This is a genomic window from Cellulosimicrobium sp. BMG9.23 (genome assembly GCF_059159985.1).
The window spans coordinates 270,497-295,368 of the sequence record NZ_JBZGBZ010000006.1 but is presented as its reverse complement, the minus strand read 5'-3'; the positions used below and the strand labels follow the sequence as shown (position 1 = coordinate 295,368).

Annotated in this window: 17 protein-coding genes and 1 pseudogene; 2 read left to right on the top strand and 16 right to left on the bottom strand. The window is 73.6% G+C overall.

Going from position 1 to position 24,872, the window contains the following annotated elements; all coding sequences use genetic code 11:
• Nucleotides 1–77 precede the first annotated feature (77 nt).
• Both AC4H2G_RS12375 and AC4H2G_RS12370 read left to right on the top strand, forming a co-directional pair.
• Entirely contained in the window at nt 78–2,375 is a 2,298-nt protein-coding gene (locus tag AC4H2G_RS12375; RefSeq protein ID WP_494366036.1) for a glycoside hydrolase domain-containing protein, read from the top strand.
• Nucleotides 2,372–3,697, top strand: coding sequence for a glycosyltransferase (locus AC4H2G_RS12370; protein WP_494366035.1), 1,326 nt, complete (start codon nt 2,372–2,374; stop codon nt 3,695–3,697). The genes AC4H2G_RS12375 and AC4H2G_RS12370 overlap by 4 nt, the downstream gene beginning before the upstream one ends.
• On the opposite strand, the gene AC4H2G_RS12365 is transcribed toward AC4H2G_RS12370, so the two are convergent.
• The 16 genes and pseudogenes from AC4H2G_RS12365 to AC4H2G_RS12290 form a co-directional block, all read right to left on the bottom strand.
• Nucleotides 3,669–4,574, bottom strand: a complete 906-nt coding sequence (locus AC4H2G_RS12365; protein WP_494366034.1) for a nucleotidyltransferase domain-containing protein — start codon at nt 4,572–4,574, stop codon at nt 3,669–3,671. The two genes, AC4H2G_RS12370 and AC4H2G_RS12365, sit on opposite strands and share 29 nt — an antisense overlap.
• A 401-nt stretch (nt 4,575–4,975) precedes the next feature.
• The gene (gene pyk, locus AC4H2G_RS12360) at nt 4,976–6,403 is read right to left on the bottom strand and encodes a pyruvate kinase (protein WP_494366033.1); all 1,428 of its coding nucleotides are present in this window, start codon (nt 6,401–6,403) and stop codon (nt 4,976–4,978) included.
• Between the two features lie 110 nt (nt 6,404–6,513).
• Nucleotides 6,514–7,980, bottom strand: coding sequence for a glutamate synthase subunit beta (locus tag AC4H2G_RS12355; protein WP_494366032.1), 1,467 nt, complete (start codon nt 7,978–7,980; stop codon nt 6,514–6,516).
• Nucleotides 7,973–12,556 carry a glutamate synthase large subunit gene (gltB, locus tag AC4H2G_RS12350; RefSeq protein WP_494366031.1) on the bottom strand — a complete coding sequence of 1,528 codons (4,584 nt, stop codon included), beginning with the start codon at nt 12,554–12,556 and terminating at the stop codon, nt 7,973–7,975. Before gltB ends, AC4H2G_RS12355 begins: the two co-directional genes overlap by 8 nt.
• A gap of 139 nt (nt 12,557–12,695) precedes the next feature.
• A complete protein-coding gene (gene lgt, locus AC4H2G_RS12345; RefSeq protein WP_494366030.1) occupies nt 12,696–13,724 on the bottom strand; it encodes a prolipoprotein diacylglyceryl transferase in 1,029 nt (342 codons plus the stop codon).
• Nucleotides 13,721–14,653 (bottom strand): tryptophan synthase subunit alpha, encoded by a 933-nt coding sequence (trpA, locus tag AC4H2G_RS12340; protein WP_494366029.1) that lies wholly within the window; start codon nt 14,651–14,653, stop codon nt 13,721–13,723. The genes lgt and trpA overlap by 4 nt, the downstream gene beginning before the upstream one ends.
• On the bottom strand, nt 14,650–15,930 hold the full coding sequence (trpB, locus tag AC4H2G_RS12335) for a tryptophan synthase subunit beta (RefSeq protein WP_494366112.1): 1,281 nt from the start codon (nt 15,928–15,930) through the stop codon (nt 14,650–14,652). Before trpB ends, trpA begins: the two co-directional genes overlap by 4 nt.
• 127 nt (nt 15,931–16,057) lie before the next feature.
• A complete protein-coding gene (gene trpC / locus AC4H2G_RS12330; RefSeq protein WP_494366028.1) occupies nt 16,058–16,870 on the bottom strand; it encodes an indole-3-glycerol phosphate synthase TrpC in 813 nt (270 codons plus the stop codon).
• Nucleotides 16,871–17,036: 166 nt separating this feature from the next.
• A complete protein-coding gene (locus AC4H2G_RS12325) occupies nt 17,037–17,453 on the bottom strand; it encodes a DUF2752 domain-containing protein (RefSeq protein ID WP_494366027.1) in 417 nt (138 codons plus the stop codon).
• Nucleotides 17,454–17,524: 71 nt separating this feature from the next.
• Nucleotides 17,525–17,950: a DUF4190 domain-containing protein gene (locus AC4H2G_RS12320; RefSeq protein WP_494366026.1), complete on the bottom strand. Its 426-nt coding sequence runs from the start codon at nt 17,948–17,950 to the stop codon at nt 17,525–17,527.
• The gene (locus AC4H2G_RS12315; protein WP_494366025.1) at nt 17,947–18,219 is read right to left on the bottom strand and encodes an HGxxPAAW family protein; all 273 of its coding nucleotides are present in this window, start codon (nt 18,217–18,219) and stop codon (nt 17,947–17,949) included. The genes AC4H2G_RS12320 and AC4H2G_RS12315 overlap by 4 nt, the downstream gene beginning before the upstream one ends.
• 81 nt (nt 18,220–18,300) lie before the next feature.
• The gene (locus tag AC4H2G_RS12310; protein WP_494366024.1) at nt 18,301–18,963 is read right to left on the bottom strand and encodes a Trp biosynthesis-associated membrane protein; all 663 of its coding nucleotides are present in this window, start codon (nt 18,961–18,963) and stop codon (nt 18,301–18,303) included.
• Entirely contained in the window at nt 18,963–20,531 is a 1,569-nt protein-coding gene (locus tag AC4H2G_RS12305) for an anthranilate synthase component I (RefSeq protein WP_494366023.1), read from the bottom strand. Before AC4H2G_RS12305 ends, AC4H2G_RS12310 begins: the two co-directional genes overlap by 1 nt.
• Before the next feature lie 98 nt (nt 20,532–20,629).
• A pseudogene (gene hisI, locus AC4H2G_RS12300) lies at nt 20,630–21,004 on the bottom strand (phosphoribosyl-AMP cyclohydrolase); the annotation flags it as partial.
• A gap of 80 nt (nt 21,005–21,084) precedes the next feature.
• Nucleotides 21,085–22,938: an ABC transporter ATP-binding protein gene (locus AC4H2G_RS12295; RefSeq protein WP_494366022.1), complete on the bottom strand. Its 1,854-nt coding sequence runs from the start codon at nt 22,936–22,938 to the stop codon at nt 21,085–21,087.
• Entirely contained in the window at nt 22,935–24,842 is a 1,908-nt protein-coding gene (locus tag AC4H2G_RS12290; RefSeq protein WP_494366111.1) for an ABC transporter ATP-binding protein, read from the bottom strand. The genes AC4H2G_RS12295 and AC4H2G_RS12290 overlap by 4 nt, the downstream gene beginning before the upstream one ends.
• Nucleotides 24,843–24,872 lie beyond the last annotated feature (30 nt).

Below are 24,872 nucleotides of genomic sequence, written 5' to 3'. Positions count from 1 at the left end.
ACCGCGGTCGTACCGTCGGACACGACGCACGCACGGACCGCGACGCCACCCCGCCGGCGCCCGCGAGAGGGGGGCCGATGACCGACGACCTGCTCGCCCTCGTCGACCCCTTCGTCGGCACGGAGACCACCGCCCTGCCCCCTGCCACGGGCCTCGCGGCGACCTGGTGGGCGCCGAAGCCCCAGGTCGGCAACACCCACCCGGGTGCGTGCCACCCGCTCGGCATGGTGTCCGCGTGCGCCTACTCCGGCGCGTACCCGACCGGGTACGGGCGCTACGACATCAGCACGGAGGGCGTGCCGACGTCGCTCGCCGACATCCAGGTCGCGTCGGGCGTCACGCACTTCCAGCAGTCCGGCACCGGGGCGATCCGCAAGTACTACAACTACCTCCGGGTGACGCCGATGCTCGAGCCCCTCGACGCGCTGGGGCGCACGTGGGCGCTGCACGACGAGGAGGCCTCGCCCGGCTACTACGCGGCGACGCTCGCCAGCGGGGTGCGGTGCGAGGTGACGGTGGGCCCCAAGAGCGCGGTGCACCGCTTCACGTTCCCCGAGCACACCGATGCCCGGATCGTCGTCGACCTCTCGCTCGGCGGCCTGGCCATCCCCTACGGCGCGACCGTCCCGCTGCGCGCCCACCTCGGGACCCTCGGCCCGGGCTCCGCCTACGGCGAGATCGTCGTCGAGGGCGCACCGCTCGCCGCACACCTCGAGTGCGACGCCCCCCGCTGGCGGCAGATGCTCTGGTACGACCGGCGCCTCATGCCCGGGAGCACGCGTCTGGAGTTCGGCGACATCCGGCCGACGACCCTACGCCCGTTCGGCCTCATGTGGGCCGGCCCGACGAGCGCGGGCCAGGTCGTCGAGCTGCGCGTCGGCTTCTCCCTGCGCGGCCCCGAGCGGGCGCGCGAGAACCTCGTCGCAGACTGCGGACCCGGCCCGGCGTCCTTCGACGAGCGGCACGCGGTCACTGCCGGGACGTGGCGCGAGCACCTCGGTCGCGTCGAGATCGACGGTGCCGACGGTGCCGACGGTGCCGACGACGACCGCCGGTCGGTCTTCGCGACTGCGCTCTACCACTCGCTCGTCAAGCCGTGCCTCGCGCCCGACGAGAGCCCGTTCTGGCCGACCGACGGGCCGTTCGCGTACGACGTCTCGACGATGTGGGACATCTACCGCACGCAGCTCCCGCTGCTCACCACGTTCTTCCCGGAGCGCGCCGTCGAGCTCGCGACGGCGCTGCTGCACATCTGCGAGGAGGAGGGCAACTTCCCCATCGGCTACCGGATGGCACGCGGCGCGGACCGGTTCTCGCGACAGGCGAGCGCGCTCGCCCAGACGTTCCTCGCCGACCTGTGCGCGCTCGAGGTGCCGGGGCTCGACTGGGACTGGGCCCTGGTCCACATGCACAACGACCTGCGCCGCACGTACGGTGAGGACTACCTCCAGCACGGCGTGGCGCACCCGATCAGCCACACGCTCGACCTCGCGTTCGGCTACTGGTGCACGGAGCGCGTCGCACGGCGCGTCGGCGACGCCGCGCTCGCCGACGAGCTCGCTCGGCTCGCCGCCGGGTGGGCCACCGCGTTCGACCCGTCCACGGGTCTGCTGCACGACTCGACGTTCTACGAGGGCGGGCGCTGGAACTACTCGTTCCGCCTCGTGCACGACATGGCGGCGCGGATCGCTCTCGCGGGGGGCGACGACGTGTTCGTCGCCCTGCTCGACCGGTTCTTCGGGTACGGCGCGGAGCCGGTCGTCCAGCCGGGCGAGCGGCCCGGCGTCGCGGAGATGGCCGCCGGCTACGCGCTCGACCGGTTCGAAGGGCTGAACAACGAGCCCGACATGGAGGCCCCGTGGGCCTACCACTACGCGGGCCGGCCCGACCGCACGGCCGAGGTCGTGCACGCGGCCGTGCACCAGCGGTTCGGCACCGGCCCCGGTGGCCTGCCCGGCAACGACGACTCCGGCGGGCTGAGCTCCTGGTACGTGTGGGCGTCGCTCGGTCTGTTCCCCGTCGCCGGGCAGGCGCTCTTCCTCGTCAACGCCCCGTCCTTCTCCGAGTCCCGCCTGCGCGTCCCTGGCGGGGTCCTCACGATCGAGACCACCGGGTTCACATCCCCGGGCCGGTCGACGCCGCCCCAGTACGTCCGCGCCGCCTGGCTCGACGGGCGGCCGCTCACCCGGACCTGGATCCCCGCGAGCGCCGTCCGCCGCGGCGGACGGCTCCTCCTCGAGCTCAGCCCGGAGCCGACCGCCTGGGGCACGGCTCCCGCGGACCGACCTCCGTCCTTCCCCTTCCCCCGGCACCCCACCACACCCACCCGACCGCTCACCCCATCGCCCACACCACCACCCCGGGAGACGCCATGAACCGCACCGACGCCACCCGCGACCGCCGACTCGTGATCGTCGTCCGCGCCGACCCCGTGATCTGCGGCCACTCCGGCGAGGCGCGCAACCTCGCGGAGGCCGCGCTCGACCGCGGCTTCACGGACGTCCGGATCGTCACGTGGCCCGTCGACCGGCTGCGCGACGCCGGGCTGCCGCTCAAGCCGCTCGAGACCGTCCTGCCCTACAGCCCCGGCATCACCGTGGAACGGCCCGACCCCGTCGGTGACTACAAGGTCCCCGACGGCCGGTACCTCGCGGGTCTGACCGGCCGACTCGTGGAGCTCTTCACGGACGGCGTCCCGACGGTCTGCCTCTCGCTCTACCTCAGCCCCCACACGACCGCGGTCACGGATGCCTTAAGGGTCGCGCGCAGCACCGGGCTGCCGGTCGACGTCGCGACCGTCGCCGAGGCCGTCGGCTCGGACGTGACCAACGTCGTGCGCTCGTGCGTCGATGCAGGACGGTTCGGGGCCGCCGCCCACGTGCTCGCCGACTACCTGTCCAACGACCTGTGCGTCGCGGTGTCGCGCTACACGCGCGACCTCATCGTCGAGTGCGCCCAGGAGATCGACGACCGGCACGGCACCTTCTTCGCCCCGCAGTGCCGCGAGCGCGTGCGGGTCTCGTACCCGGCGATCGACACGAGCGCGTACACAGACCTCGATCCCGAGGAGACCGCCTCCGTCCTCGCGCGGCGAGGGCTCGACGCGGACGGCTACGTGCTGTTCCTCTCGCGGCTCGCCGCCGCGAAGGGCGTCGACGACCTCATCGAGGGGTTCGCGCGGTCGGGCGCCGCCGCGACGCACCGTCTCGTCGTCGCGGGCCGCGGCCCGCAGGAGGCAGAGCTGCGCGCCCAGGCCGCCGCGAGCCCGGCCGCCGACCGCATCACGTTCCTCGACGACGTCGACGACGCGGAGAAGCCGCACCTCATGGCCGCGAGCGCCGCGTTCGTGCTCCCGAGCAAGCCGCGTCCCGAGTTCGTCGAGACGTTCGGCATCGCCCTCACCGAGTCGATGCTCGCAGGCGGCGGGCCCGTCGTGACCACCGACACCGGGGGCATCGGCGAGGCCGTCGGCGACCACGCGACGATCGTCCCGGTCGCCGACCCAGAGGCGATCGCCCGCGCCCTCGACGAGATCCTGGCGATCGACCCGGTGGCACGCGAGCGCGCGCGAGAGGCCGCGCGGGCGCACGCGCTGCAGTTCGACCGCGCCGCGGTGCTCGACGGCATCCTCCGTGCGCTCGCCCTCAGCCCCGACGCGCCGGCCTGGCTCACACCGTGGGAGCCGGCCGCCGTGTGACGTCCGGCGCATACCGGTCCACGAGCCCGCGGAACGCCTCGGCCGCGATCTCCCGCGCCGCCGCGCGGTCCCCCGCCGCACCGTGCGTCGCCGCGTGGTCCGTGGCCGGCCCGACCGCCGTGCGGGCTCGGTCGAGCTCGTCCTCGACGAGGCTCATCAGTGCGCCCGGTACCGAGCCCGTCCCGGCCTCCCGCGTGACCGCCTTGCGCGCCACCAGTTCCGCCGCCGCTCGCACGACGGCGCCCGGCGCGGCCGACTCCTCGAGGAGCCGGAGCAGGTCGATCGGCGGCGTCACCGCGCCGTCGTGCACACGCAGCCATCGCAGCGCCGCGGCGGGACGCAGGACGTAGAAGAACGTCTTGAGCCGCGGCCCGGCCGCGGCGACACCAGCAGCCGACGCTCCGCCGTCGCCCGCCCCCTGCCGGCGCCGCTGCCCCTGGGCGAGCGCGACGTGCAGGTAGTGGCGACGCAGGTCGTCGCGGCGGACGACCTGCTCCGCGAGCCCGAGCAGCTCGGCCCGGAACCCGTCGTCGCCGCGATAGACGATGGGCGACCGCAGCCACTCGGTCACGGTCGCGTTCCCGCGCACCAGCAGGCGCACGGCCTTGAGCAGGTCCCAGCCGTTGACGTCGAGCACGGCGTCGAGCGGCGTCTCGACGACGTCGCGCGCCGGCCACGGGTCGAGGTAGTCCGCACGCGGCCGCACGTAGAGAAACCGGCAGTCGTAGTCCGAGTCCGGCGACGGGAACCCCCACGCCCGGCTCCCGCTCTCCACCGCGAGCGGGATCGCGACCCGCTCGCGCTGCACCACGTCGTCGAGCCGCGCGTCGACCCGACGCACGACCTCAGGGTCCAGGGACTCGGGCACGGCACGCATCCCGCGAGGGTAGGAGCATCACCGAGACGCTGTCGCTCCCTTTCCACCCCAGCCCGAGCGCGCACGCCGCCCGGGCGGCACGCGCGTCGCGTCCTCCGCCCCGGTCCGGGTGAGTACACGACCGGGTCATCCTGCCGCCACCTGACCGTCGCGGGAGGTGGCGTCACTGCGAGCGGGCCGGAGAGGAGGGGGCGCGGGTCGTGGCGGGTCTGGCGGGAGGCCGCGAGGCACGAGCGGCCGGATGGTAGACCCGCGCCCTCCTCCTCGGAGCGCCCGCGAAGGCAAGCACGGACACCTCGCCGCCCGAAAGGACGCGGTACGACGACGCCCGGGTGGGTGCGCCGTGCGGCGCGCCCACCCGGGCGTCAGGTCGTCACACCCTCACGGGCGCGACGGCGTCACTACTGCGAGTCGGAGTGGTCACCGATCTTGTGCACGAGGATCGAGTTCGTCGTGCCGGGCTGGCCGACCGGCGCGCCGGACACCACGACGACGAGGTCGCCGACCTCGGCGAGACCGTTGGCCTGCAGGGTCGTGTCGACCTGGCCGACCATCGCGTCGGTGTTCTCCACCTCGGGGACCTCGTAGGTCTGCGTGCCCCAGGTGAGCGACAGGGCGTTGCGCACGTGCTCGCGCGGCGTGAAGGCGAGCAGCGGGATCGACGAGCGCAGGCGCGACATGCGACGCGCGGAGTCGCCGGACTGCGTGAACGTCACGAGGTACTTGACGCCGAGGATCTCGCCGATCTCCGCAGCCGCACGCGTGATGGCGCCACCGCGGGTGTGCGGCGTCGAGCCGAGCGGGGCCATGCGCTCGCGCCCGGCCTCCTCCGTCGCCTCGATGATGCGGGCCATGGTCTGGACGGTGAGGATCGGGTACTCCCCGACGCTCGTCTCGCCGGACAGCATGACCGCGTCGGCGCCGTCGAGCACGGCGTTGGCGCAGTCCGACGCCTCGGCGCGCGTGGGGCGCGGCGAGTTCGTCATGGACTCGAGCACCTGCGTCGCCACGATGACGGGCTTCGCGTTGCGGCGAGCGAGCTCGACGATGCGCTTCTGCACGAGCGGGACCTGCTCGAGCGGGAGCTCGACCGCGAGGTCGCCGCGCGCCACCATGACGCCGTCGAAGGCGTCGACGATCTCGGCGAGGTTCTCGATCGCCTGCGGCTTCTCGATCTTCGCGACGACGGGGACCGTGCGGCCCTCCTCGTCCATGATCGCCTTGACGTCGTCGAAGTCGGCCGCGGAGCGCACGAACGACAGCGCGATGATGTCGGCGCCGAGGCGCAGCGCCCAGCGCAGGTCGTCGCGGTCCTTCTCGGACAGTGCCGGGACGGAGACGGCGACCCCGGGCAGGTTGATGCCCTTGTTGTTGGACACCGGGCCGGCGACCTCGACGCGGGTGACCACGCGCGGTCCCTCGACCGCCGTGACCCGGACGAGCACCTTGCCGTCGTCGATGAGCAGCGGGTCTCCGACGCGGGCGTCGCCCGGCAGACCCTTGTGGGTCGTCGAGACGAGCTCCTTGGTCCCGACGACGTCCTCGGTCGTGATGGTGAACGTGTCACCCTCGTCGAGCCAGTGCTTCTCGTCGCCGCCGAAACGCCCGAGGCGGATCTTCGGCCCCTGGAGGTCGACGAGGACGGCGACGGAACGGCCCGAGGCCGCTGCGGCCTCACGGACGCCGTGGTAGACGGCCTCGTGCTCCGCGGCGCTGCCGTGGCTCCGGTTGATCCGGGCCACGTCCATCCCGGCGTCGACGAGCGCCTTGAGCTGCTCCTTCGACTCGGTCGCGGGTCCGATGGTGCAGACGATCTTTGCTCTGCGCATATCTCCAGCCTCTGGTTCTCCGACCGGCGGCGAGCCGGTCGTCGCGGGGTGCCCCTCCCAGGATGCCCCGCTCATCGTCCCGGCGCCGGACACCCGGCGCCGGGTGCACGTCAAGCGCGCAAGGACACGGTGCTCGCGCGTACCGGCGCGGGCAGCTCCGTCCCTCCCTGAAGGTAGGCGTCGACGGACGCCGCCGCCGCCCGACCCTCGGCGATCGCCCACACGATCAGCGACTGACCGCGTCCGGCGTCCCCCGCCACGAAGACGCCGGGGAGCGTCGACGCGAAGTCGTCGTCACGGGCGACGAGCCCGCGGTCCGTCAGTCCAGCCTCCGACTGTCCCGTGAGGGTGTCGGTCTCGGGTCCGGTGAAGCCCATCGCGACGAGCACGAGGTCCGCGGGGATCTCGCGCTCCGTGCCCGCCTTCGGCACGCGCCGGCCGCCCGGCAGGTACTCGGTCTCCGCGACGCGCAGCGCCGTGACCCTCCCCGTCTCGTCACCGAGGAGCTCGACGGTCGAGGCGAGGTACTCGCGCTCGCCGCCCTCCTCGTGCGAGGACGACACCTCGAAGACGATGGGGTCGGTCGGCCAGGGCTGGTTCGCGGCCCGCTCGAGCGGGGGCTGCTTGCCGATGGCGAGGGTCGTGACGCTCGCCGCGCCCTGCCGCAGCGACGTGCCGAGGCAGTCGGACCCGGTGTCGCCGCCGCCGATGACGATGACGTGCTTGCCCGCCGCGGTGATCTGCCCCGGGACGTCGTGCCCCGCGACGACCGCGTTCGCCTGGTGGAGGAACTCCATCGCGAAGTGGACGCCGTCGAGCTCGCGGCCGGGGATCGTGAGGTCGCGCGGCACCGTGGCGCCCGTCGCGACGACGACCGCGTCGAAGCGCGCCCGCAGCTCGTCCCACGTGATGTCGACGCCGATCTCGACACCGGGGCGGAACCGCGTGCCCTCGGCCTCCATCTGCGCGATGCGGCGGTCGATGTGGATCTTCTCGAGCTTGAAGTCGGGGATGCCGTAGCGCAGCAGCCCGCCGATCGCGTCGTCCCGCTCGTACACGGCGACGGTGTGGCCGGCGCGCGTGAGCTGCTGCGCGGCGGCGAGCCCCGCGGGACCGGACCCGACGACGGCGACCGTCGAGCCGGTGAGGCGCTGCGGCACCTGCGGCGTGACGTAGCCCCGGGCGAACGCCTCGTCGATGATCGAGACCTCGACGTTCTTGATCGTCACGGCAGGCTGGTTGATGCCGAGCACGCAGCTCGACTCGCACGGTGCCGGGCACACGCGACCGGTGAACTCCGGGAAGTTGTTCGTCTCGTGCAGGCGGTCGATCGCGTCGGCCCACTGCTCGCGGTAGACGAGGTCGTTCCACTCCGGGATGAGGTTCCCGAGCGGGCAGCCCTGGTGGCAGAACGGGATGCCGCAGTCCATGCAGCGGCCGGCCTGCTCCTTCAGGAAGACCTGCCCCTCCTCGAGGTGGGCGTGCACGTCCTTCCAGTCCCGCAGGCGCAGGGCGACGGGCCGGTTCGGCGGGAGCTCGCGCTCCCGCACCTTCAGAAAGCCACGGGGGTCAGCCACGGGCCACCTCCAGAATCTGGTCCCACACGCCCGGTGCCGCCGGGTCGAGACCCGAGGACTCGGCCTTCTCGAGCGCGGAGCGCATGCGCGCGAAGTCGGTCGGCAGCACACGGGTGAACCGCTGGACCGCCGCGGGGAAGTCGTCGAGGAGCTCGGCCGCGAGCAGCGACCCGGTCTCCTCGTGGTGGCGCCGCACGAGCTGTTCGACGAGCTCGACCTCGGCGTCCTCGAGCGGAGCGAGGCCCAGCTCGCCGGTGGCGAGCGCGCTCGTGTTGAGCGCCGTCTCCCGCAGGTCGAGGACGTACGCCGTGCCGCCGGACATGCCGGCACCGAAGTTGCGCCCGGTCGGCCCGAGCACGAGCACCGTGCCGCCCGTCATGTACTCGCAGCCGTGGTCGCCCACGCCCTCGACGACGAGCGTCGCGCCCGAGTTGCGGACGCCGAAGCGCTCGCCGACCCGCCCGCGCAGGAAGATCTCGCCGGAGGTCGCGCCGTAGCCGATGACGTTGCCCGCGACGACGTTGCTCGATCCCGTGAGGACGGCGTTGCGGTCGGGACGCACGACGATGCGGCCGCCCGAGAGCCCCTTGCCGACGTAGTCGTTCGCGTCGCCGAACAGGCGCAGCGTGACGCCGCGCGGCAGGAACGCGCCGAACGACTGACCGGCGGACCCGGTGAGGGTCACGTCGATCGTGTCGTCGGGCAGGCCCGCACCTCGGTAGCGCTTGGTGACCTCGTGGCCGAGCATCGTCCCGACGGTGCGGTTGACGTTGCGCACCGAGAGCGAGATCCGCACCGGCTCCTGCCGCTCGAGCGCGTCGGCCGCGAGCGAGATGAGCTGGTTGTCGAGCGCCTTGTCGAGGCCGTGGTCCTGCGTCGTGGTGTTGCGCAGCGAGGAGCCCTCGACGGGCACCGGCCGCTCGAGCACCGGACCGAGGTCCAGACCCTGCGCCTTCCAGTGGGAGACCGCCTTGCGCGTGTCGAGCAGCTCGACGTGGCCCACGGCCTCCTCGATGCTGCGGAAGCCCAGGCGTGCGAGGTACTCGCGCACCTCCTCGGCGATGAACTCGAAGAAGTTCACGACGAACTCGGGCTTGCCCGTGAACCGCGAGCGCAGCTCGGGGTTCTGCGTCGCGACGCCGACGGGGCACGTGTCGAGGTGGCAGACGCGCATCATGACGCAGCCGGAGACGACCATCGGGGCCGTCGCGAAGCCGAACTCCTCGGCCCCGAGCAGCGCGGCCACGACGACGTCGCGACCGGTCTTCATCTGGCCGTCGACCTGCACGACGATCCGGTCGCGCAGGTTGTTGAGCACGAGCGTCTGCTGGGTCTCGGCGAGGCCGATCTCCCACGGCGTTCCGGCGTGCTTGAGCGACGTGAGCGGGCTGGCGCCCGTGCCGCCGTCGTGCCCGGAGATGAGGACGACGTCCGCGTGCGCCTTGGACACGCCCGTCGCGACCGTCCCGACGCCGAACTCGGAGACGAGCTTGACGTGGATGCGTGCCGCGGGGTTCGCGTTCTTCGCGTCGTGGATGAGCTGCGCGAGGTCCTCGATCGAGTAGATGTCGTGGTGCGGCGGCGGCGAGATGAGCCCGACGCCCGGCGTCGAGTGCCGGGTCTTCGCGACCCACGGGTACACCTTGTGCCCTGGGAGCTGACCGCCCTCGCCGGGCTTGGCGCCCTGCGCGAGCTTGATCTGGATGTCGTCGGCGTTGGTCAGGTACTCGCTCGTGACGCCGAAGCGTCCCGACGCGATCTGCTTGACCTTGGAGCGGCGCTCCGGGTCGTACAGGCGCTCGGGGTCCTCGCCGCCCTCGCCCGTGTTCGAGCGGCCGCCGAGGCGGTTCATGGCGATCGCGAGCGTCTCGTGGGCCTCGGCCGAGATGGAGCCGTAGGACATGGCGCCCGTGTTGAACCGCTTGACGACCTCGCTCACCGGCTCGACCTCGTCGAGCGGGACGGCAGGACGGTCGCCCTCGCGCAGCGCGAGCAGGCCGCGCAGCGTCATGAGGCGCGACGACTGCTCGTCGACCCGGTGCGTGTACTCGCGGAAGACGTCGAACCGGCGCTCGCGCGTCGAGTGCTGGAGGCGGAAGACCGTCTCCGGGTCGAAGAGGTGCTCCTCGCCGTCGCGGCGCCACTGGTACTCGCCGCCCGTGGTGAGGCGCACGTGCGCCTGGTGGTTGCCCGACGCCGGGTACGCCTCGGCGTGCCGCGCCGCGACCTCGGCCGCGACGACGTCCAGACCGATGCCGCCGAGCCGCGACGTCGTGCCGGCGAAGTAGTCCCGCACGAGGTCGTGCGACAGGCCGACGGCCTCGAAGACCTGAGCGCCGCGGTACGAGGAGATGGTCGAGATGCCCATCTTGCTCATGACCTTGAGCACGCCCTTGCCCAGCGCCTTGATGAGGTTCGCGACGGCCTTCTCGGGGTCCACCGCGAGGTAGCCGCGACGCGCGAGGTCCTCGACCGTCTCCATGGCGAGGTACGGGTTGACCGCGGCGGCGCCGTAGCCGATGAGCAGCGCGACGTGGTGCGTCTCTCGCACGTCGCCGGCCTCGACGACGAGCGACACCTGGGTGCGGGTGTGCCGGCGCAGCAGGTGGTGGTGCACGGCGCTCGAGAGCAGGAGCGACGGGATCGGCGCGAGGTCGGAGTCGGAGTCGCGGTCGGACAGCACGATGAAGCTCGCACCGGCCTCGACGTGCGCGTCGACCTCCGCGAAGATCTCCTCGAGCCGCTCGAGCAGCGCCTCTCCCCCGCCGGCGACGCGGTACAGGCCGCGGACCGTCACGGCGCGGAAGATCCCCGCGAGGCTCGGGTCCTTGTCCACGCGGATGATCTTCGCGAGCTGGTCGTTGTCCAGCACGGGGAACGGCAGCACGAGCTTGCGCGCGTGCTCCGGCGTGTCGACGAGGAGGTTCGGCTCCGGCCCGATCGCCCCGCCGATCGACGTGACGAGCTCCTCGCGGATCGCGTCGAGCGGCGGGTTCGTCACCTGCGCGAACATCTGCGTGAAGTAGTCGAACAGCAGGCGCGGGCGCTCCGAGAGCACCGCGACGGGCGTGTCGGTGCCCATGGCCCCGAGCGGCTCGGCGCCCGTGTTGCCCATCGGCGTGAGGATGACCTTGAGCTCCTCCTCCGTGTAGCCGAAGGCGCGCTGGCGGCGCTGCACCGACGCGGGGCTGTGCGCGACGTGCTCGCGCTCGGGGAGCTGGTCGAGGTACACCGAGTTGTCGGCGACCCACTGCGCGTACGGACGCTGCGCGGCGAGCTGCGACTTGATCTCCTCGTCCTCGATGATCCGGCCCTGGCCGGTGTCGACGAGGAACATGCGCCCCGGCTCGAGGCGGCCCTTGCGCACGATCGTCGCCGGGTCGAGGTCGAGCACGCCCGCCTCGCTCGCGAGCACGACGAGCCCGTCCTCGGTCACCCAGTAACGCCCGGGGCGTAGGCCGTTGCGGTCGAGCACCGCGCCGATGAGCGTGCCGTCGGTGAAGTTCAGGCACGCCGGGCCGTCCCACGGCTCCATGAGTGCCGCGTGGTACTCGTAGAACGCGCGCAGGTCCGGGTTCATCTCGGCGTGGTTCTCCCACGCCTCCGGGATCATCATGAGGACCGCGTGCGGCAGCGGCCGACCGGACAGGTGCAGGAGCTCGAGCACCTCGTCGAAGCTCGCGGAGTCGCTCGAGCCGTCGGAGCACACCGGCAGCAGCGGTCCCAGGTCGCCGAGCGCCTCGCTCTCCAGCGTGCCCTCGCGTGCGGCCATCCAGTTGCGGTTGCCGCGCACGGTGTTGATCTCGCCGTTGTGCGCGATCATGCGGAACGGCTGCGCGAGCGGCCACGACGGGAACGTGTTCGTCGAGAAGCGCGAGTGCACGAGCGCGATCTCGCTCGCGTAGCGCGGGTCGGACAGGTCCGGGAAGAACGGCTCGAGCTGCGCCGTCGTGAGCATGCCCTTGTACGTGAGCGTGCGCGCGGACAGCGACGCGAAGAACAGCCCGAGCTCGTTCTCGGCGCGCTTGCGCAGCCGGAACGTGCGGCGGTCGAGCGCGACGCCCGCCAGCTCGCGCGCCGGGTCCGCGACGACGACCTGGCGGAACCTGGGCATGGAGGCGCGGGCCGACGGGCCGACGAGGTCGGCGGTCACCGGGACGTCGCGCCAGGCGAGGACGTCGAGCTTCTCCTCGGCCGCGATCGCCTCGACGCCGCGGACGGCGGCCGCTGCGGCCTCGTCGTCCTGCGGGAGGAACGCCATGCCGATCGCGTAGTGCCCCGCGGGCGGGAGCTCGGCGTCGACGACGTCGCGCACGAAGGCGTCGGGGATCTGCGTGAGGATCCCGGCGCCGTCGCCGCTGTTCTCCTCGGCGCCGACGGCGCCGCGGTGGTCGAGGTTGAGCAGGGCGGTCAGCCCTGCGTCAACGATGTCGCGTCCGGGCGTGCCGCGCAGCGTCGCCACGAAGGCGACACCGCACGCGTCGTGCTCGGCGGCGGGGTCGTACAGACCGAGAGCCGTGGGAGGCACGGACAGGGCAGGTGCCCGGTGCGCGTCCCGATGCTGCGGCGTGGTCATCAACACCGTCCTCACAGGCGCCCGGCCGAGACGGCCGGGCTGGTATCCAGCTGGGGGATTCGGGACGTCTTCGGCCCTACGGACATGACAGAACCCACCGGGCGGTCGCCCGGCGGATTCGCCGATGAATGACGGGAGCTCAGCGACCTGGGTCTGGTCGCGCGGCACCTGCCTGCTCGGACTCCTCCGAGTCGTCGGAGTCCTCGGTCTGCTCGGCGTCCTCGTCGTCGGTCGACTGCTCGACCGGCTCCTCGGACTCCGTGGCGGGCGTCTCCTCGGGCGATCCGTCAGAGGTCGTCTCCAGAGAGACCGTCTCCTCACGCCCGGGGTGGCGACGCCCGACAACGATAAACGCTACCAACGCACCGACGCCGACCACGATCGAGGTCCAGACGTTCAGCCGGAGCCCCAGGACGAGCTCGGCCTCGTCGATGCGCAACATCTCGATCCACACCCGACCCAGCGTGTAGACGAAGACGTACAGCCAGAATACCCGACCATGACCGAGCCGGAACCGACGGTCCAGGTAGATCAGGAGCAGGGCAGCGCCGATGTTCCAGACCATCTCGTACAGGAACGTCGGGTGGAAGAGCGTGCCGGGCGGGAACCCGGCGGCCGCGGCGACGGAGTCGTCGACCCGCAGGCCCCACGGGAGCGTCGTGGGTGATCCGAACAGCTCCTGGTTGAACCAGTTGCCGAGCCGCCCGACGGCCTGGGCGAGCAGGAGACCGGGCGCGAGAGCGTCGGCGAACGCGGGGAAGCTGACCTTCTGCCGGCGGCAGCCGATGTACGCGCCGACCGCGCCCAGCGCGACCGCGCCCCAGATCCCGAGGCCGCCCTCCCACACGTACAACGCGCGGACGGGGTCTCCCCCGGGGCCCCAGTACGGGTCGGGCGTCGAGAACACGTGGTAGAGCCGGCCGCCGACGATCCCGAAGGGCACGGCCCAGAACGCGATCTCGAGCACGTCGTCGGCCTCGCCCCCGCGCTCGACCCAGCGTCGCCGGGTGAGCCACAGCGCGACCACGATGCCCGCGAGGATCGCGAGCGCGTACGCGCGGAGGGGGAACGGACCGAGGTACCACGTGTGCTGCGGCGGGCTCGGGATCGCGGCGGGCAGCGCGCCCGCGGCCTCCACGACGTGCGCGACGGCGAGCGCGGCGCTCACGCGACCACCTCCCCGGCGCCGACGGCCGGCAGGTCGCCCGCCGGTCCGTCGGCGGGCGTGGCCCCACGGGCTCCCCGGACGCCGTCGACGAGCGACGACGCGACCGCGCGCAGCGCGGCGAGTCGCTCCTCCCACGGTGCGTCCGTGAGCAGGGGGCGCACGAACGCCGAGCCGACGATGACGCCGTCGGCGAAGCGCGCGACCTCGGCGGCCTGCGAGCCGGTCGAGACCCCGAGGCCGACGCACACGAACGGCGCTCCGGCTCCGCGGGTGTCGGCGACGAGCTGCTCGGCACGCGGCCCCACCTGCGTCCGCTCCCCCGTGACCCCCATGGTCGACGCCGCGTAGACGAACCCGCGCGACGCGCGCACGGTCAGGCGCAACCGCTCGGGCGTGGAGCTCGGCGCGACGAGGAACACGCGGTCGAGACCGTGGCGGTCCGCGGCCTCGATCCACTCGCGCCCCTCGTCGGGGATGAGGTCCGGCGTGATGAGTCCGGCACCGCCCGCCGCGGCGAGGTCGCGCGCGAACGCGTCGACGCCGTAGCGCAGGACCGGGTTCCAGTAGGTCATGACGAGGACGGGGACCGTCCCGCCGCTGCGCGACGTCACGGCCTCGACGACGCGGAAGACGTCCGCGACGCGGCTCCCCGCGTCGAGCGCGGTCTGCGCCGCGGCCTGGATCACCGGACCGTCCATCACCGGGTCGGTGTAGGGGACGCCCAGCTCGAGGACGTCGACGCCCGCCTCGACGAGCGCGAGCGCCGCCTCGATCGACCGGTCCACGGTCGGGAACCCGACCGGGAGGTACCCCACGAGCGCGGCCCGTCCCTCGTCGCGCAGCGCGGCGAGCCGGTCCGCGGTCCGGGAGGTGATCACGCCGGGCTCGCTCGGCACGGCCGTGCCCCGGGCCTCCTGCACGCCGTTCACAGCTGTCCCTCCGTACCCGTCGCCGTCTCGGCGATCGCGTCGTCGTCCACGAGGTCGAACCACCGTGCGGCGGTCGCCACGTCCTTGTCGCCTCGGCCCGAGAGGTTGACGAGGACCACGTGGTCCTCCCGGCCCGCCGCGACGGCGTCACGGCCGACGCGCAGCGCGCCGGCGAGGGCGTGCGCCGACTCGATCGCCGGGATGATGCCCTCGGTGCGGCACAGGAGACGGAACGCCTCCATCGCCTCGGAGTCCGTCACAGGCTGGTAGGTCGCCCGTCCGAGGTCGTGCAGCCACGCGTGCGCGGGGCCGACGCTCGGGTAGTCGAGCCCGGCGGAGACCGAGTGGCTCGGCAGCGTCTGGCCGTCCTCGTCCTGCAGGAGGTACGAGCGCGCGCCGTGCAGCACGCCCGGGACGCCGCCGCTGAAGCGGGCCGCGTGCCGACCGGTCTCGACGCCCTCGCCGCCCGCCTCGAACCCGAACAGCTCGACGCCGTCGTCGTCGAGGAACGCGTTGAAGATGCCGAGCGCGTTGGAGCCTCCGCCGACGCACGCCGCCACGGCGTCCGGGAGGCGGCCGATCCGGTCGAGGATCTGGGTCCGCGCCTCCTCGCCGATGACGCGGTGGAACTCGCGCACCATCTCCGGGAAGGGGTGGGGCCCCGTCACGGTGCCCAGCAGGTAGTGCGTCGACTCGACGTTCGCCACCCAGTCGCGCAGCGCCTCGTTGATCGCGTCCTTGAGCGTGCGCTGGCCGATCGTCACGGGGACGACCTCGGCGCCCAGGAGGCGCATGCGGGCGACGTTGAGCGCCTGGCGCCGCGTGTCCTCCTCGCCCATGTAGACGACGCACTCGAGGTCGAGCAGCGCGGCCGCCGTCGCCGTCGCGACGCCGTGCTGGCCCGCCCCGGTCTCGGCGATGACGCGCGTCTTGCCCATCCGCTTCACGAGGAGCGCCTGGCCGAGCACGTTGTTGATCTTGTGCGAGCCCGTGTGGTTGAGGTCCTCGCGCTTGAGGAACATCCGGACGGCGCCCGGCGCACCGCCGGCGTGCGCGGCGAACCGCGGCACCTCGGTCAGCGGGCTGGGCCGACCCGTGTACTCGCGCTGGAGCCGCGCGAGCTCGTTGACGAACGCCGGGTCGTCGAGCGCCTTGCGGTAGTCGGTCTCGAGCTCGTCGAGGGCGGCGATGAGCGCCTCGGGGACGAAGCGTCCGCCGAACGCGCCGAAGTACGGGCCCTCCTGGTTCGCGAGCGAGCGGGTGAGCTCGGCGCGCACGGAGGCGGTGTCGGAAGTCTCAGGGGTGGTGGGTGTCGAGTCGGGCACGGGGCCGGACCTCCTGCGGGAGACGGGGTGGGGGCCGGGGCGCGGCACCTGCTGCGTGACGGTCGGGACGGTCGACGCCTCAGGGCCGCACGGACCACAGGGACGGGTGCGCACCGGCCGCCACGAGGTCGGCGACGGACGCGCGCGGGGCGTCGTCCGTCACGAGCGCCTCCCCCACCAGGACGGCGTGCGCGCCGGAGCGCGCGTAGTCCATGACGTCGTGCGGTCCGCGGACGCCCGACTCGGCGACGCGGACGACGTCGTCGGGGATGGCGGGCGCGAGGCGCGCGAAGGTGGTGCGGTCGACGTCGAGCGTCTTGAGGTCGCGCGAGTTCACGCCGACGACGCGGGCGCCGGCGTCGAGCGCGCGCCCCACCTCGTCGAGCGTGTGGACCTCGACGAGAGCGGTCATGCCGAGCGAGTGCACTCGCTCCACGAGCGACGTGAGCACCGTCTGCTCGAGCGCGGCGACGATGAGCAGGACGAGGTCGGCGCCGTGGGCGCGCGCCTCCCACACCTGGTAGGGCGTGACGACGAAGTCCTTGCGCAGCACGGGCACGTCGACCCGCGCACGGACGGCGTCGAGGTCCGCGAGGCTGCCGTTGAACCGACGCTGCTCGGTGAGCACGGAGATCGCGGACGCGCCGCCCTTCTCGTACTCGCCGGCGAGCTCGGCGGGGTCGGCGATCGAGGCGAGAGCACCCTTGCTCGGGCTCGAGCGCTTCACCTCGGCGATGATCGCGACGGCGTGGTCCGCCTTGAGGCGGCTCACGCACTCGAGCGCGCCCGGCAGCCGTGACGCACGCTCCTTGAGGTCGTCCAGCGAGGTCGTCGCCTGGCGTGCCGCGAGATCCTCGCGCACCCCGGCGACGATGTCGTCGAGAACCGTCATCGCCCCATCACTCCCCGTGCTCGTCCCCAGCCTCCGTCGTCGGTCGACCCGAGCGGGCTCGTCCACAGGACGAGTCAGCCCGTTGACACGGAGATATCTGCCATCGTAGGGCCGTGCCCGAGTGACGATGACCACGGCCCAACCCCCGAGACGTGCGCCGGAGCCCTCAGGAGGGGGCGGGGCCCAGCCACTCGACGAGCCCCGGGACGTTGCGCAGGACGCCGAACGCGACGAGCACGACGAGCCCCGTCCACGCCACGGCGGGCGGGAGGCTCGGACCGGGTCGGCCGTGCCACGCGCGGACCAGCCACACCGACCACAGGCCCACCAGCAACGGTGCGACGAGCACCCAGAGCGGGTTCATCGACCAGGCGCTCACGACGTCGAGGTGCACCAGGTCGTGCGTCGCGCGCAGCCCGCCGCACCCCGGGCACGCGAGGCCCGTCAGCGCGAGCAGGGGGCACGTGAGGAAGTGGCCGGGCTGGTTCGGGTCGACGAGCCCGACGTACGCGACGGCCGCCGCCACCGCGGCGCCGGTCGCCAGCGGCGCGGCCGCACCTCGGAGCCCCCGAACGCGGCGCACGGGCACCGGCCGGGGCGGTCCGCCGACCGGCCCCCCGCTCGGCAGCGTCCCGCTCCGGGACGACGGCGCGGTCACTGCTGGTCCGGGATCGACTCGACCCACACGAGCAGGGCGGGGAACAGGATCGCGACCAGGGCGATCGCGACGATGGACAGCCCGACGGCGACCCACCCGAGCACGATGCCCGCGGTGGCCACCCCACCGTTGTCGGCCTGGCCGTTCGCGTCCGCGCGCCTCGCCTGCGTGCCGAGGATGATCGCGGGGATGCCCGTCAGCAGCCCGCAGCTCAGGACGAACGAGGCGATGCCGAGCACGAGGGACCACACCGCGAGACCGTTCTGCGGTAGCACCGGCGGGTACGGGCTGCCGGCGTAGGGGACGGCGCCGGGGTACGGCGGCGCGCCTGGTGTCGGTGACCCGCCGGGCGCAGGAGCACCGTACGAGGGCGGTGCGTACCGCTCGTCCCCCGGCGGTCCCGCGGCCGGCGGCTGGGTCACCGCGAGACGGACTTCTGCCCGTAGCCCATGTTCCGGAGCACGACACCGGCGACGAGGCTCAGCGTGACGACACCCATGCCGACCCAGAACAGCCAGACGGCTGCGACGACGACGCCGATCGCGGCGACGAGCGCGCCGACCATGATGCCGATCATGGTGGTCCACGCGGCGACGGTGTGTCCGTGGTTCGTGGGCGGCGCCGCGGGCGGCAGGTAGGCGATCTCGGTCGTCTTCTGGTTCTCGGCCATGAGGGTCGTGCCTTTCGTCATGATGTGCAGCCAGACTATCGGACCCGTCCTCGGCGCCGCGCGTGCGGCGGGCCGGTGACAGGGCCGCGGAGAGGTTCCGGGTCAGCGGTCGGTCGGGTCCTCGCCCCGGGACAGCGCGTCCCAGGCGTCGTGGTCGGTGAGCTCGTCGTCCTGCGGGATCGGCGCTGCGGCCTCGGTCGCCGGGTCGTCCGTGCCCGGGGCACCGCCGGACGTCGGGCGGCCGGACGGCGAGCCGTCGCGTTCGTGCCGCGTCGAGGCCTGCTGCCAGCCGCGCGAGCCGACGGCGACCCACACCACGGCGAGGACGGTCACCACGCCGAGCACCGCCGCGACCCACGGCGCCGCCGTGAGCGAGACGGCCGACGTGAGCTCGGTGACGCCGGTCGCCTCGGCGACGGCGGAGCGCGCGCTCGGCTCGGGGTCGAGCGCGACGCCGAGCGCCGCGGCCGTGGTGACCGCACCGCTGGCCGCGGCGACGGCGAGCACGACCCACCGGCCGACACGGCCGACGAGCCCGAGCGCGAGCCCGGCGGCCACGAGGACGAGCGCGGCGGCCCCCACGCCGGGAGCCGCGGTGGTGCCGCTGACCGAGACCTCCACGACGGGGTCGAGCGCCGTCGCCCCCGTCGTGGTCGACCACGTGACGGCGGACGCGGCGAGCGTCGCGCCCCCGAGCAGCAGGAGCAGCCAGATCGCGGCGCGACGCGAGGGCGTGCGGGTTCGGGACGCCGTGCCGGCACTCATCACAGGCCCCGCAGCCGTGCGGCGACCTGGACCGCCCGGACGGCGGCCGCGGCCTTGTTCCGAGACTCCGCGTACTCGAGCGCGGGGACCGAGTCGGCCACGATCCCGCCCCCGGCCTGGACGCTCGCACGGCCGTCGCGGATGAGCGCGGTGCGGATCGCGATCGCCATGTCCATGTCGCCCGCGAAGTCGAAGTACCCGGCGGTGCCGCCGTAGATCCCCCGGCGCGCGGGCTCCAGCTCGTCGATCAGGGCGATGGCTCGCGGCTTGGGTGCACCCGAGAGCGTGCCGGCGGGGAACGTCGCGCGGAACGCGTCGAGCGCCGTCGCGCCGTCGCGCAGGGTGCCCACGACGGTCGAGCACAGGTGCATGATGTGGCTGAACCGCTTGGTCGCCATGAACTCGACGACCTCCACGGACGTCGGCTCGCAGACCTTGACGAGGTCGTTGCGCGACAGGTCGACGAGCATGATGTGCTCGGCGCGCTCCTTGGGGTCCTCGAGGAGCTCCTCGCCGAGCGCCACGTCCTCCTCGGGCGTGGCTCCGCGCGGCCGCGACCCCGCGATGGGGAAGGTCACGACGCGACCGGCGGTCACCTTGACGAGCGTCTCGGGGCTCGACCCGACGACGGCGAAGTCTCGGCCGTCGGGGTCGGTGAGCTGGAAGTAGTACATGTAGGGGCTCGGGTTGATGGTCCGCAGCGCGCGGTACACGTCGAGCGGCTCCGCGGGGCAGTCGAGGTCGAGGCGCTGGGACAGCACGACCTGGAAGACCTCGCCCTCGCGGATCGCGTCCTTGCCCGCCACGACCGACGCCTCGAACTCCTCGCGCGTCGAGCGGAACTCGAGCTGCGGCTCGGGGACGTCCGCGCCCACCGAGACGACGTGCGCGCCACCGGCGACGAGCCGGGCCTGCATCGCGTCGAGCCGGGCCACCGCGTCCGCGTAGGCCTCGTCGACGCGCTCGTCGGTGTCGTCGAAGTTGATCGCGTTCGCCACGAGCCACACGCTGCCCTCGCGGTGGTCGACGGCGGCGACGTCGGTCGCGAGGCACAGCGTCAGCTCGGGGACGCCGAGCTCGTCGGGGGCCGCGGCGGGCAGCGTGGGCTCCCAGTGCCGGATGACGTCCCAGCCGATCGCTCCCGCGAGACCGCCGGTGAGCGGCGGCAGTCCGTCGATGGGCGGCGTGCGCAGCGCCTCGAGCGTGGCGTCGAGCACCTCGACGACGTCGCCCTCGGTCGGGATCCCGACCGGCACGTCGCCCGACCAGACGGCCCGGCCGTCGCGCGACGTCAGCGTCGCGCGCGACGCGGCGCCCACGAACGACCAGCGCCCCCACGTGCCGTCCGACTCGGCGGACTCGAGCACGAACGTGCCCGGGCGACCCTGCGCGAGGGTGCGGTACAGCCCGACGGGCGTGACGTCGTCGGCCAGGAGACGACGGACCACCGGGACGACGCGGCGAGTCGACGCGAGGGCGCGGAAGCCTGCGGCGACCGGCCAGGTCTCGCCCCACGCCGGTCCGCCTGCCGGGACGGTCGTGGGCTCGGCCTGCGCGGTCGCGTTCACTGGTTCTCCTCCTCGGGATCGGTCGCGGGGTCGGTCGTCGCGTCGGTCGTGCGGTCCGCCGTGGCGTCGGGGGTCGTCTCGGCGACCGCGTCGGGGAGCTCCCCGACGACCGCGCCGAGGTCTCCCCCGGCCTCGAAGCAGGTGCGGGTCCCCGTGTGGCACGCGGCGCCGACCTGGTGGACGCGCACGAGGAGCGCGTCACCGTCGCAGTCGAGCGCGACCGAGCGCACGACCTGGACGTGACCGGACGTGTCGCCCTTGCGCCAGTACTCCTGCCGCGAGCGGCTCCAGAACGTCACGCGTCCGCTCGTGAGCGTGCGGTGCAGCGCCTCGTCGTCCATCCAGCCGAGCATGAGCACCTCGCCGGTGTCGTGCTGCTGGACGATCGCCGCCACCAGCCCGGCGTCGTCGCGCTTGAGGCGCGCCGCGACGTCGGGGTCGAGGGACGGTGCGGGCAGGGTGTCGTCGGGCACCCGAGAATCCTGCCAGACGCGGGCGCCCGCGCGGCGCGTCGTCTCGTCGGGCCCGGCCGACCGCCCGTCGTGTGCGCGCGTCACCGTGTCTGCGAGACCCAGGCGTCGTGCATGTGCGCGTAGACGCCCCCGGCGCGGACGAGCTCGGCGTGGTGCCCGAGCTCGACCACGTGCCCCGCGTCGACGACGACGACGAGGTCGGCCGCCTCGGCCGTCGAGAGGCGGTGCGCGATGGTGAGCGTCGACCGTCCCGCCGTGAGCGACGCCAGGGCGCGCGCGATGCGCACCTCGGTCGCCGGGTCGACGGCGGACGTCGCCTCGTCCAGGACGAGCAGGTCGGCCTCGGCGAGGTACGCGCGCAGGAGCGCGACGAGCTGGCGCTCGCCCGCCGACAACGACTCGCCGCGCTGGCCGACCTCCGTGTCGAGGCCGTCCGGCAGGTCCGCGACCCAGTCGGCGAGCCCCAGCCGGTCGACCGCCGCCTCGATCTGTCCGCGCTCCGGCGTGCCCGCCGCGGGGTCGCCCACGTCGCCGCGCAGGCCGTAGGCGACGTTGTCGGCGAGCGTGCCGTCGAACAGGAAGCCCTCCTGCGGGACCAGCACGACACGCTCGCGCAGGTTCGCGGTGCGGAGCTCGCGCAGGTCGACGCCGTCGAGCAGCACCCGGCCCGCGGTGGGGTCCATGAGCCGCGTGACGAGCTTCGCGATCGTCGTCTTGCCGGACCCCGTCGCCCCGACCACGGCCACGGAGGCGCGGGCCGGCAGGTCGAGGTCGACGCCGTGCAGCACCTCCGGTCCGTCGGGGTACGCGAACCGCACGCCCTCGAGACGCACGTGCGCGGGTCCGCGGGGGCTCGTGACACCGTCTTCACCGGGGTCGACGACCTCGACCGGGGTCTCCAGCACCGCGAGGACGCGGCGCCACCCGGCGACGGCGTTCTGCAGCTCGTTGAGGATCTCGGTCGCCATCTGGACCGGGCCCGTGAAGAGCTGGACGAGGAACAGGAACGCGAGGAGCCGGCCCACCGAGATGTCGCCCGCGACGCCCAGGAGCGAGCCGACGACCACGACGACGGCCAGGACGAGGTTCGCGACGAGGACACCGCTGGAGAAGACCACCGCGACGAGCTTCTGCGCGCGGACCATGGCGCGGCGCGTGCCGTCGACCGCGGTGTCGATCCGCCGCGCGGTGCGCGCACCGGCGCCGTAGGCACGGATGGTCTCGGCGCCGACGACCGACTCGGAAATCGCGCCGAGCATCGCGCCGACGCGCGCCCGCACGGTCGTGTACGCGTCGTTGACGCGCCGCTGCGCGGGACGCAGGACGAGGAAGAGCGGGATGAAGCAGGCCCACACGACGATCGTGAGCTGCCACGAGTAGATCGCCATGAGCACCGTCGCGACGCCGATCTGCAGCACGGAGACGAGCAGCATGATGCCGCCCCACTGCACGAAGAGCGAGATGGTGTCGACGTCGCTCGTCACGCGGGAGACGAGCGAACCGCGTCGCTCGGTGTTCTGCGTGAGGACCGACAGGTCGTGCACGTGGCGGAACGCGCGCACGCGCAGGTGCGCGAGCCCGGCCTCCGTCGACCGGAAGAGGCGGACGTTGACGAGCGCCGAGCACAGGCCCGCGACGACGAGCACCGCCGCGGCAGCGCCGACGAGCAGCCCGACGCGGCCGGTGTCGGGCCCGCCGTCGGCGAGGATGCCGGTGTCGATCGTCTGCTGGACGGTCACGGGCACGACGACGCGCCCGAGCGCCGCCGCGAGGGCGAGGCCGAGGGTGATCCACAGCCCGTCGAGGATCTGCGGCGAGACCTGCACGCCGCGGCGCAGCGTCGCGAGCACGCCGAGCGTGCTCGCCGAGGCGATGCGCGAGTCGGCGGTCGCGCCCGTGGTGGTGCCCGGGACCCGGGTCGTCGTGGTCGTCATTCCTCCAGCGCCCCTGCCTCGGCCCGACGCGCCACGTCGTCCGTCTCCTCGTTCTCCCGCCGCTCGAGGTCCTCCGGCACGTCGACGTCGGCCGTCTCGCCGGCCGCCTGCTCCTCGTGCCGGCGGATCTCGTCGTCCGCGGCGTCCTGCTCGTCCGCGGCGCGGCGCTCCGCCTCACGCGCGTAGGCGGTCGCGAGCTCGCGGTAGCCGGGGTCGCGCGCGAGCAGCTCGTCGTGCGTCCCGACGTCGACCACGCGTCCCGACCCGACGTGCACGACGACGTCCGCGAGCGCCACGCTCGCCATCCGGTAGGCGACCATGACGACCGTCGGCCGGTCACGGCCCTCGTCCCGCAGCCCGGCGAGGATCTGCTGCTCGACGCGCGGGTCGACGGCGGAGGTCGCGTCGTCGAGCACGAGGAGGCGTGGGCGCCGGACGAGGGCGCGGGCGATGGCGAGCCGCTGACGCTGCCCGCCGGACAGGTTCGCGCCCCGCTCGCCGAGCGGGGCGTCGAGCCCGCCGGGCAGCCGCTCGATCACGTCGTCGACGCGCGCGAGGCGCAGGGCCTCCCAGACCTGGGCGTCGTCGGGCCCGGTGCCCTCGTCGGCGAGCGTGACGTTCGAGCGCACGGTGTCCTCGAACACGAACGCGTGCTGCGCGACGAGCGCGACCTGCGTGGTGAGGTCGGACTGCCGGACGTCGCGCACGTCGGTGCCGTCGAGCGTGACCCGGCCCCGCGTGGGGTCGGACAGGCGCGCGAGGAGAGACACGAGCGTCGTCTTGCCGGCACCCGTGGAGCCGACGACGGCGACCGTGCTGCCGGGCGCGAGGTCGAGGTCGACCCCGTCGAGGAGCGTGGCCGGACGACCGCCCGGGCGCACGTCCACGCCGACGCCCTCGAACCGCACGCGGAGCCCGCCGGTGCCGGGGACGGTCTGCGTCCCCGCCACGAGACCCGTCCCGGCGTCGACGACGCGGCTGATGCGCTCGTACCCGACGAGGGCGCGCGGCAGCTCGCCGAGGACCCAGCCGAACGCGCGCACGGGGACCGCCATGATCGTCAGGAGGTACGCCGCGGTGACGATCTCCCCCGGTTGGACGCCGCCCGCGGCGAGGCGCACGGTGCCGACCCCCAGGACGAGGAGCGTCCCGAGGGACGGCAGCAGCTCGATGACCGGGTCGAAGAAGGCCCGTACGACGCCCACCCGGACGTTCGCGCCGCGCAGCGTGTCGGTCCGCTCGGCGAAGCGGCGCTCCTCGCGGTCCGCGGTGCCGAGCGACGTGACGAGCAGGGCCGCCTCGAAGCTCTCGTGCGCGACGTCGGCCACCTCGGCGCGCAGCTGCTGGGCGCGCGTGATCGCGGGCGACATGTAGCGCTGGAAGACGACGTTCACGGCGACGGCGACCGGGATGACGACGAGCGCGGCGCACGCGAGCCAGACGTCGATCCGGAACAGCATCACGGCGGACACGCCGATCATCACGACGACGCCGAGCGCGAAGGGCAGCGGGTTGAAGACCCCGGTCGCGGCCTCGACGTCGGAGCTCGCGTTCGACAGGAGCTGCCCCGCCGGGTGCGCGCGGTGCCACGACATCGGCAGCCGCAGGTACTGCCGCGTCACCGCCGTCCGGTGGCGGGCCTGGAGCGCCGCGTAGCCGTTCCCGGCGAAGATGCGCCGTGCGGCGACGCTCGCCGCGAGCGAGACCGCGATGCCCGCGAGCACGAGGCCCGCGACCCAGATGCGGTCCTGCGCGGCCTCGTCACCCGCGAGCGCCGGGACGACGACCTCGTCGGTCACCGTACCGATCGCGCTGCTCACGCCGACGGTCAGCGCACCGAAGATCGCGGACGAGCCGATCGCGAGGACGTACGTGCGCGGCTCGTCGCGGATGCCACGACCCATCAGAGCGAGCGAGCGGCGCACGCGCGACCC

Excerpts from the sequence above, each read along its gene's own strand:
- AC4H2G_RS12375 (WP_494366036.1), top strand. The coding sequence starts at position 78 with ATGACCGACGACCTGCTCGCCCTCGTCGACCCCTTCGTCGGCACGGAG.
- AC4H2G_RS12370 (WP_494366035.1), top strand. The coding sequence starts at position 2,372 with ATGAACCGCACCGACGCCACCCGCGACCGCCGACTCGTGATCGTCGTC.
- AC4H2G_RS12365 (WP_494366034.1), bottom strand. The coding sequence starts at position 4,574 with ATGCGTGCCGTGCCCGAGTCCCTGGACCCTGAGGTCGTGCGTCGGGTC.
- pyk (WP_494366033.1), bottom strand. The coding sequence starts at position 6,403 with ATGCGCAGAGCAAAGATCGTCTGCACCATCGGACCCGCGACCGAGTCG.
- gltB (WP_494366031.1), bottom strand. The coding sequence starts at position 12,556 with ATGACCACGCCGCAGCATCGGGACGCGCACCGGGCACCTGCCCTGTCC.
- trpC (WP_494366028.1), bottom strand. The coding sequence starts at position 16,870 with ATGACGGTTCTCGACGACATCGTCGCCGGGGTGCGCGAGGATCTCGCG.
- AC4H2G_RS12315 (WP_494366025.1), bottom strand. The coding sequence starts at position 18,219 with ATGACGAAAGGCACGACCCTCATGGCCGAGAACCAGAAGACGACCGAG.
- AC4H2G_RS12310 (WP_494366024.1), bottom strand. The coding sequence starts at position 18,963 with ATGAGTGCCGGCACGGCGTCCCGAACCCGCACGCCCTCGCGTCGCGCC.
- AC4H2G_RS12295 (WP_494366022.1), bottom strand. The coding sequence starts at position 22,938 with ATGACGACCACGACGACCCGGGTCCCGGGCACCACCACGGGCGCGACC.
- AC4H2G_RS12290 (WP_494366111.1), bottom strand. The coding sequence starts at position 24,842 with ATGGGTCGTGGCATCCGCGACGAGCCGCGCACGTACGTCCTCGCGATC.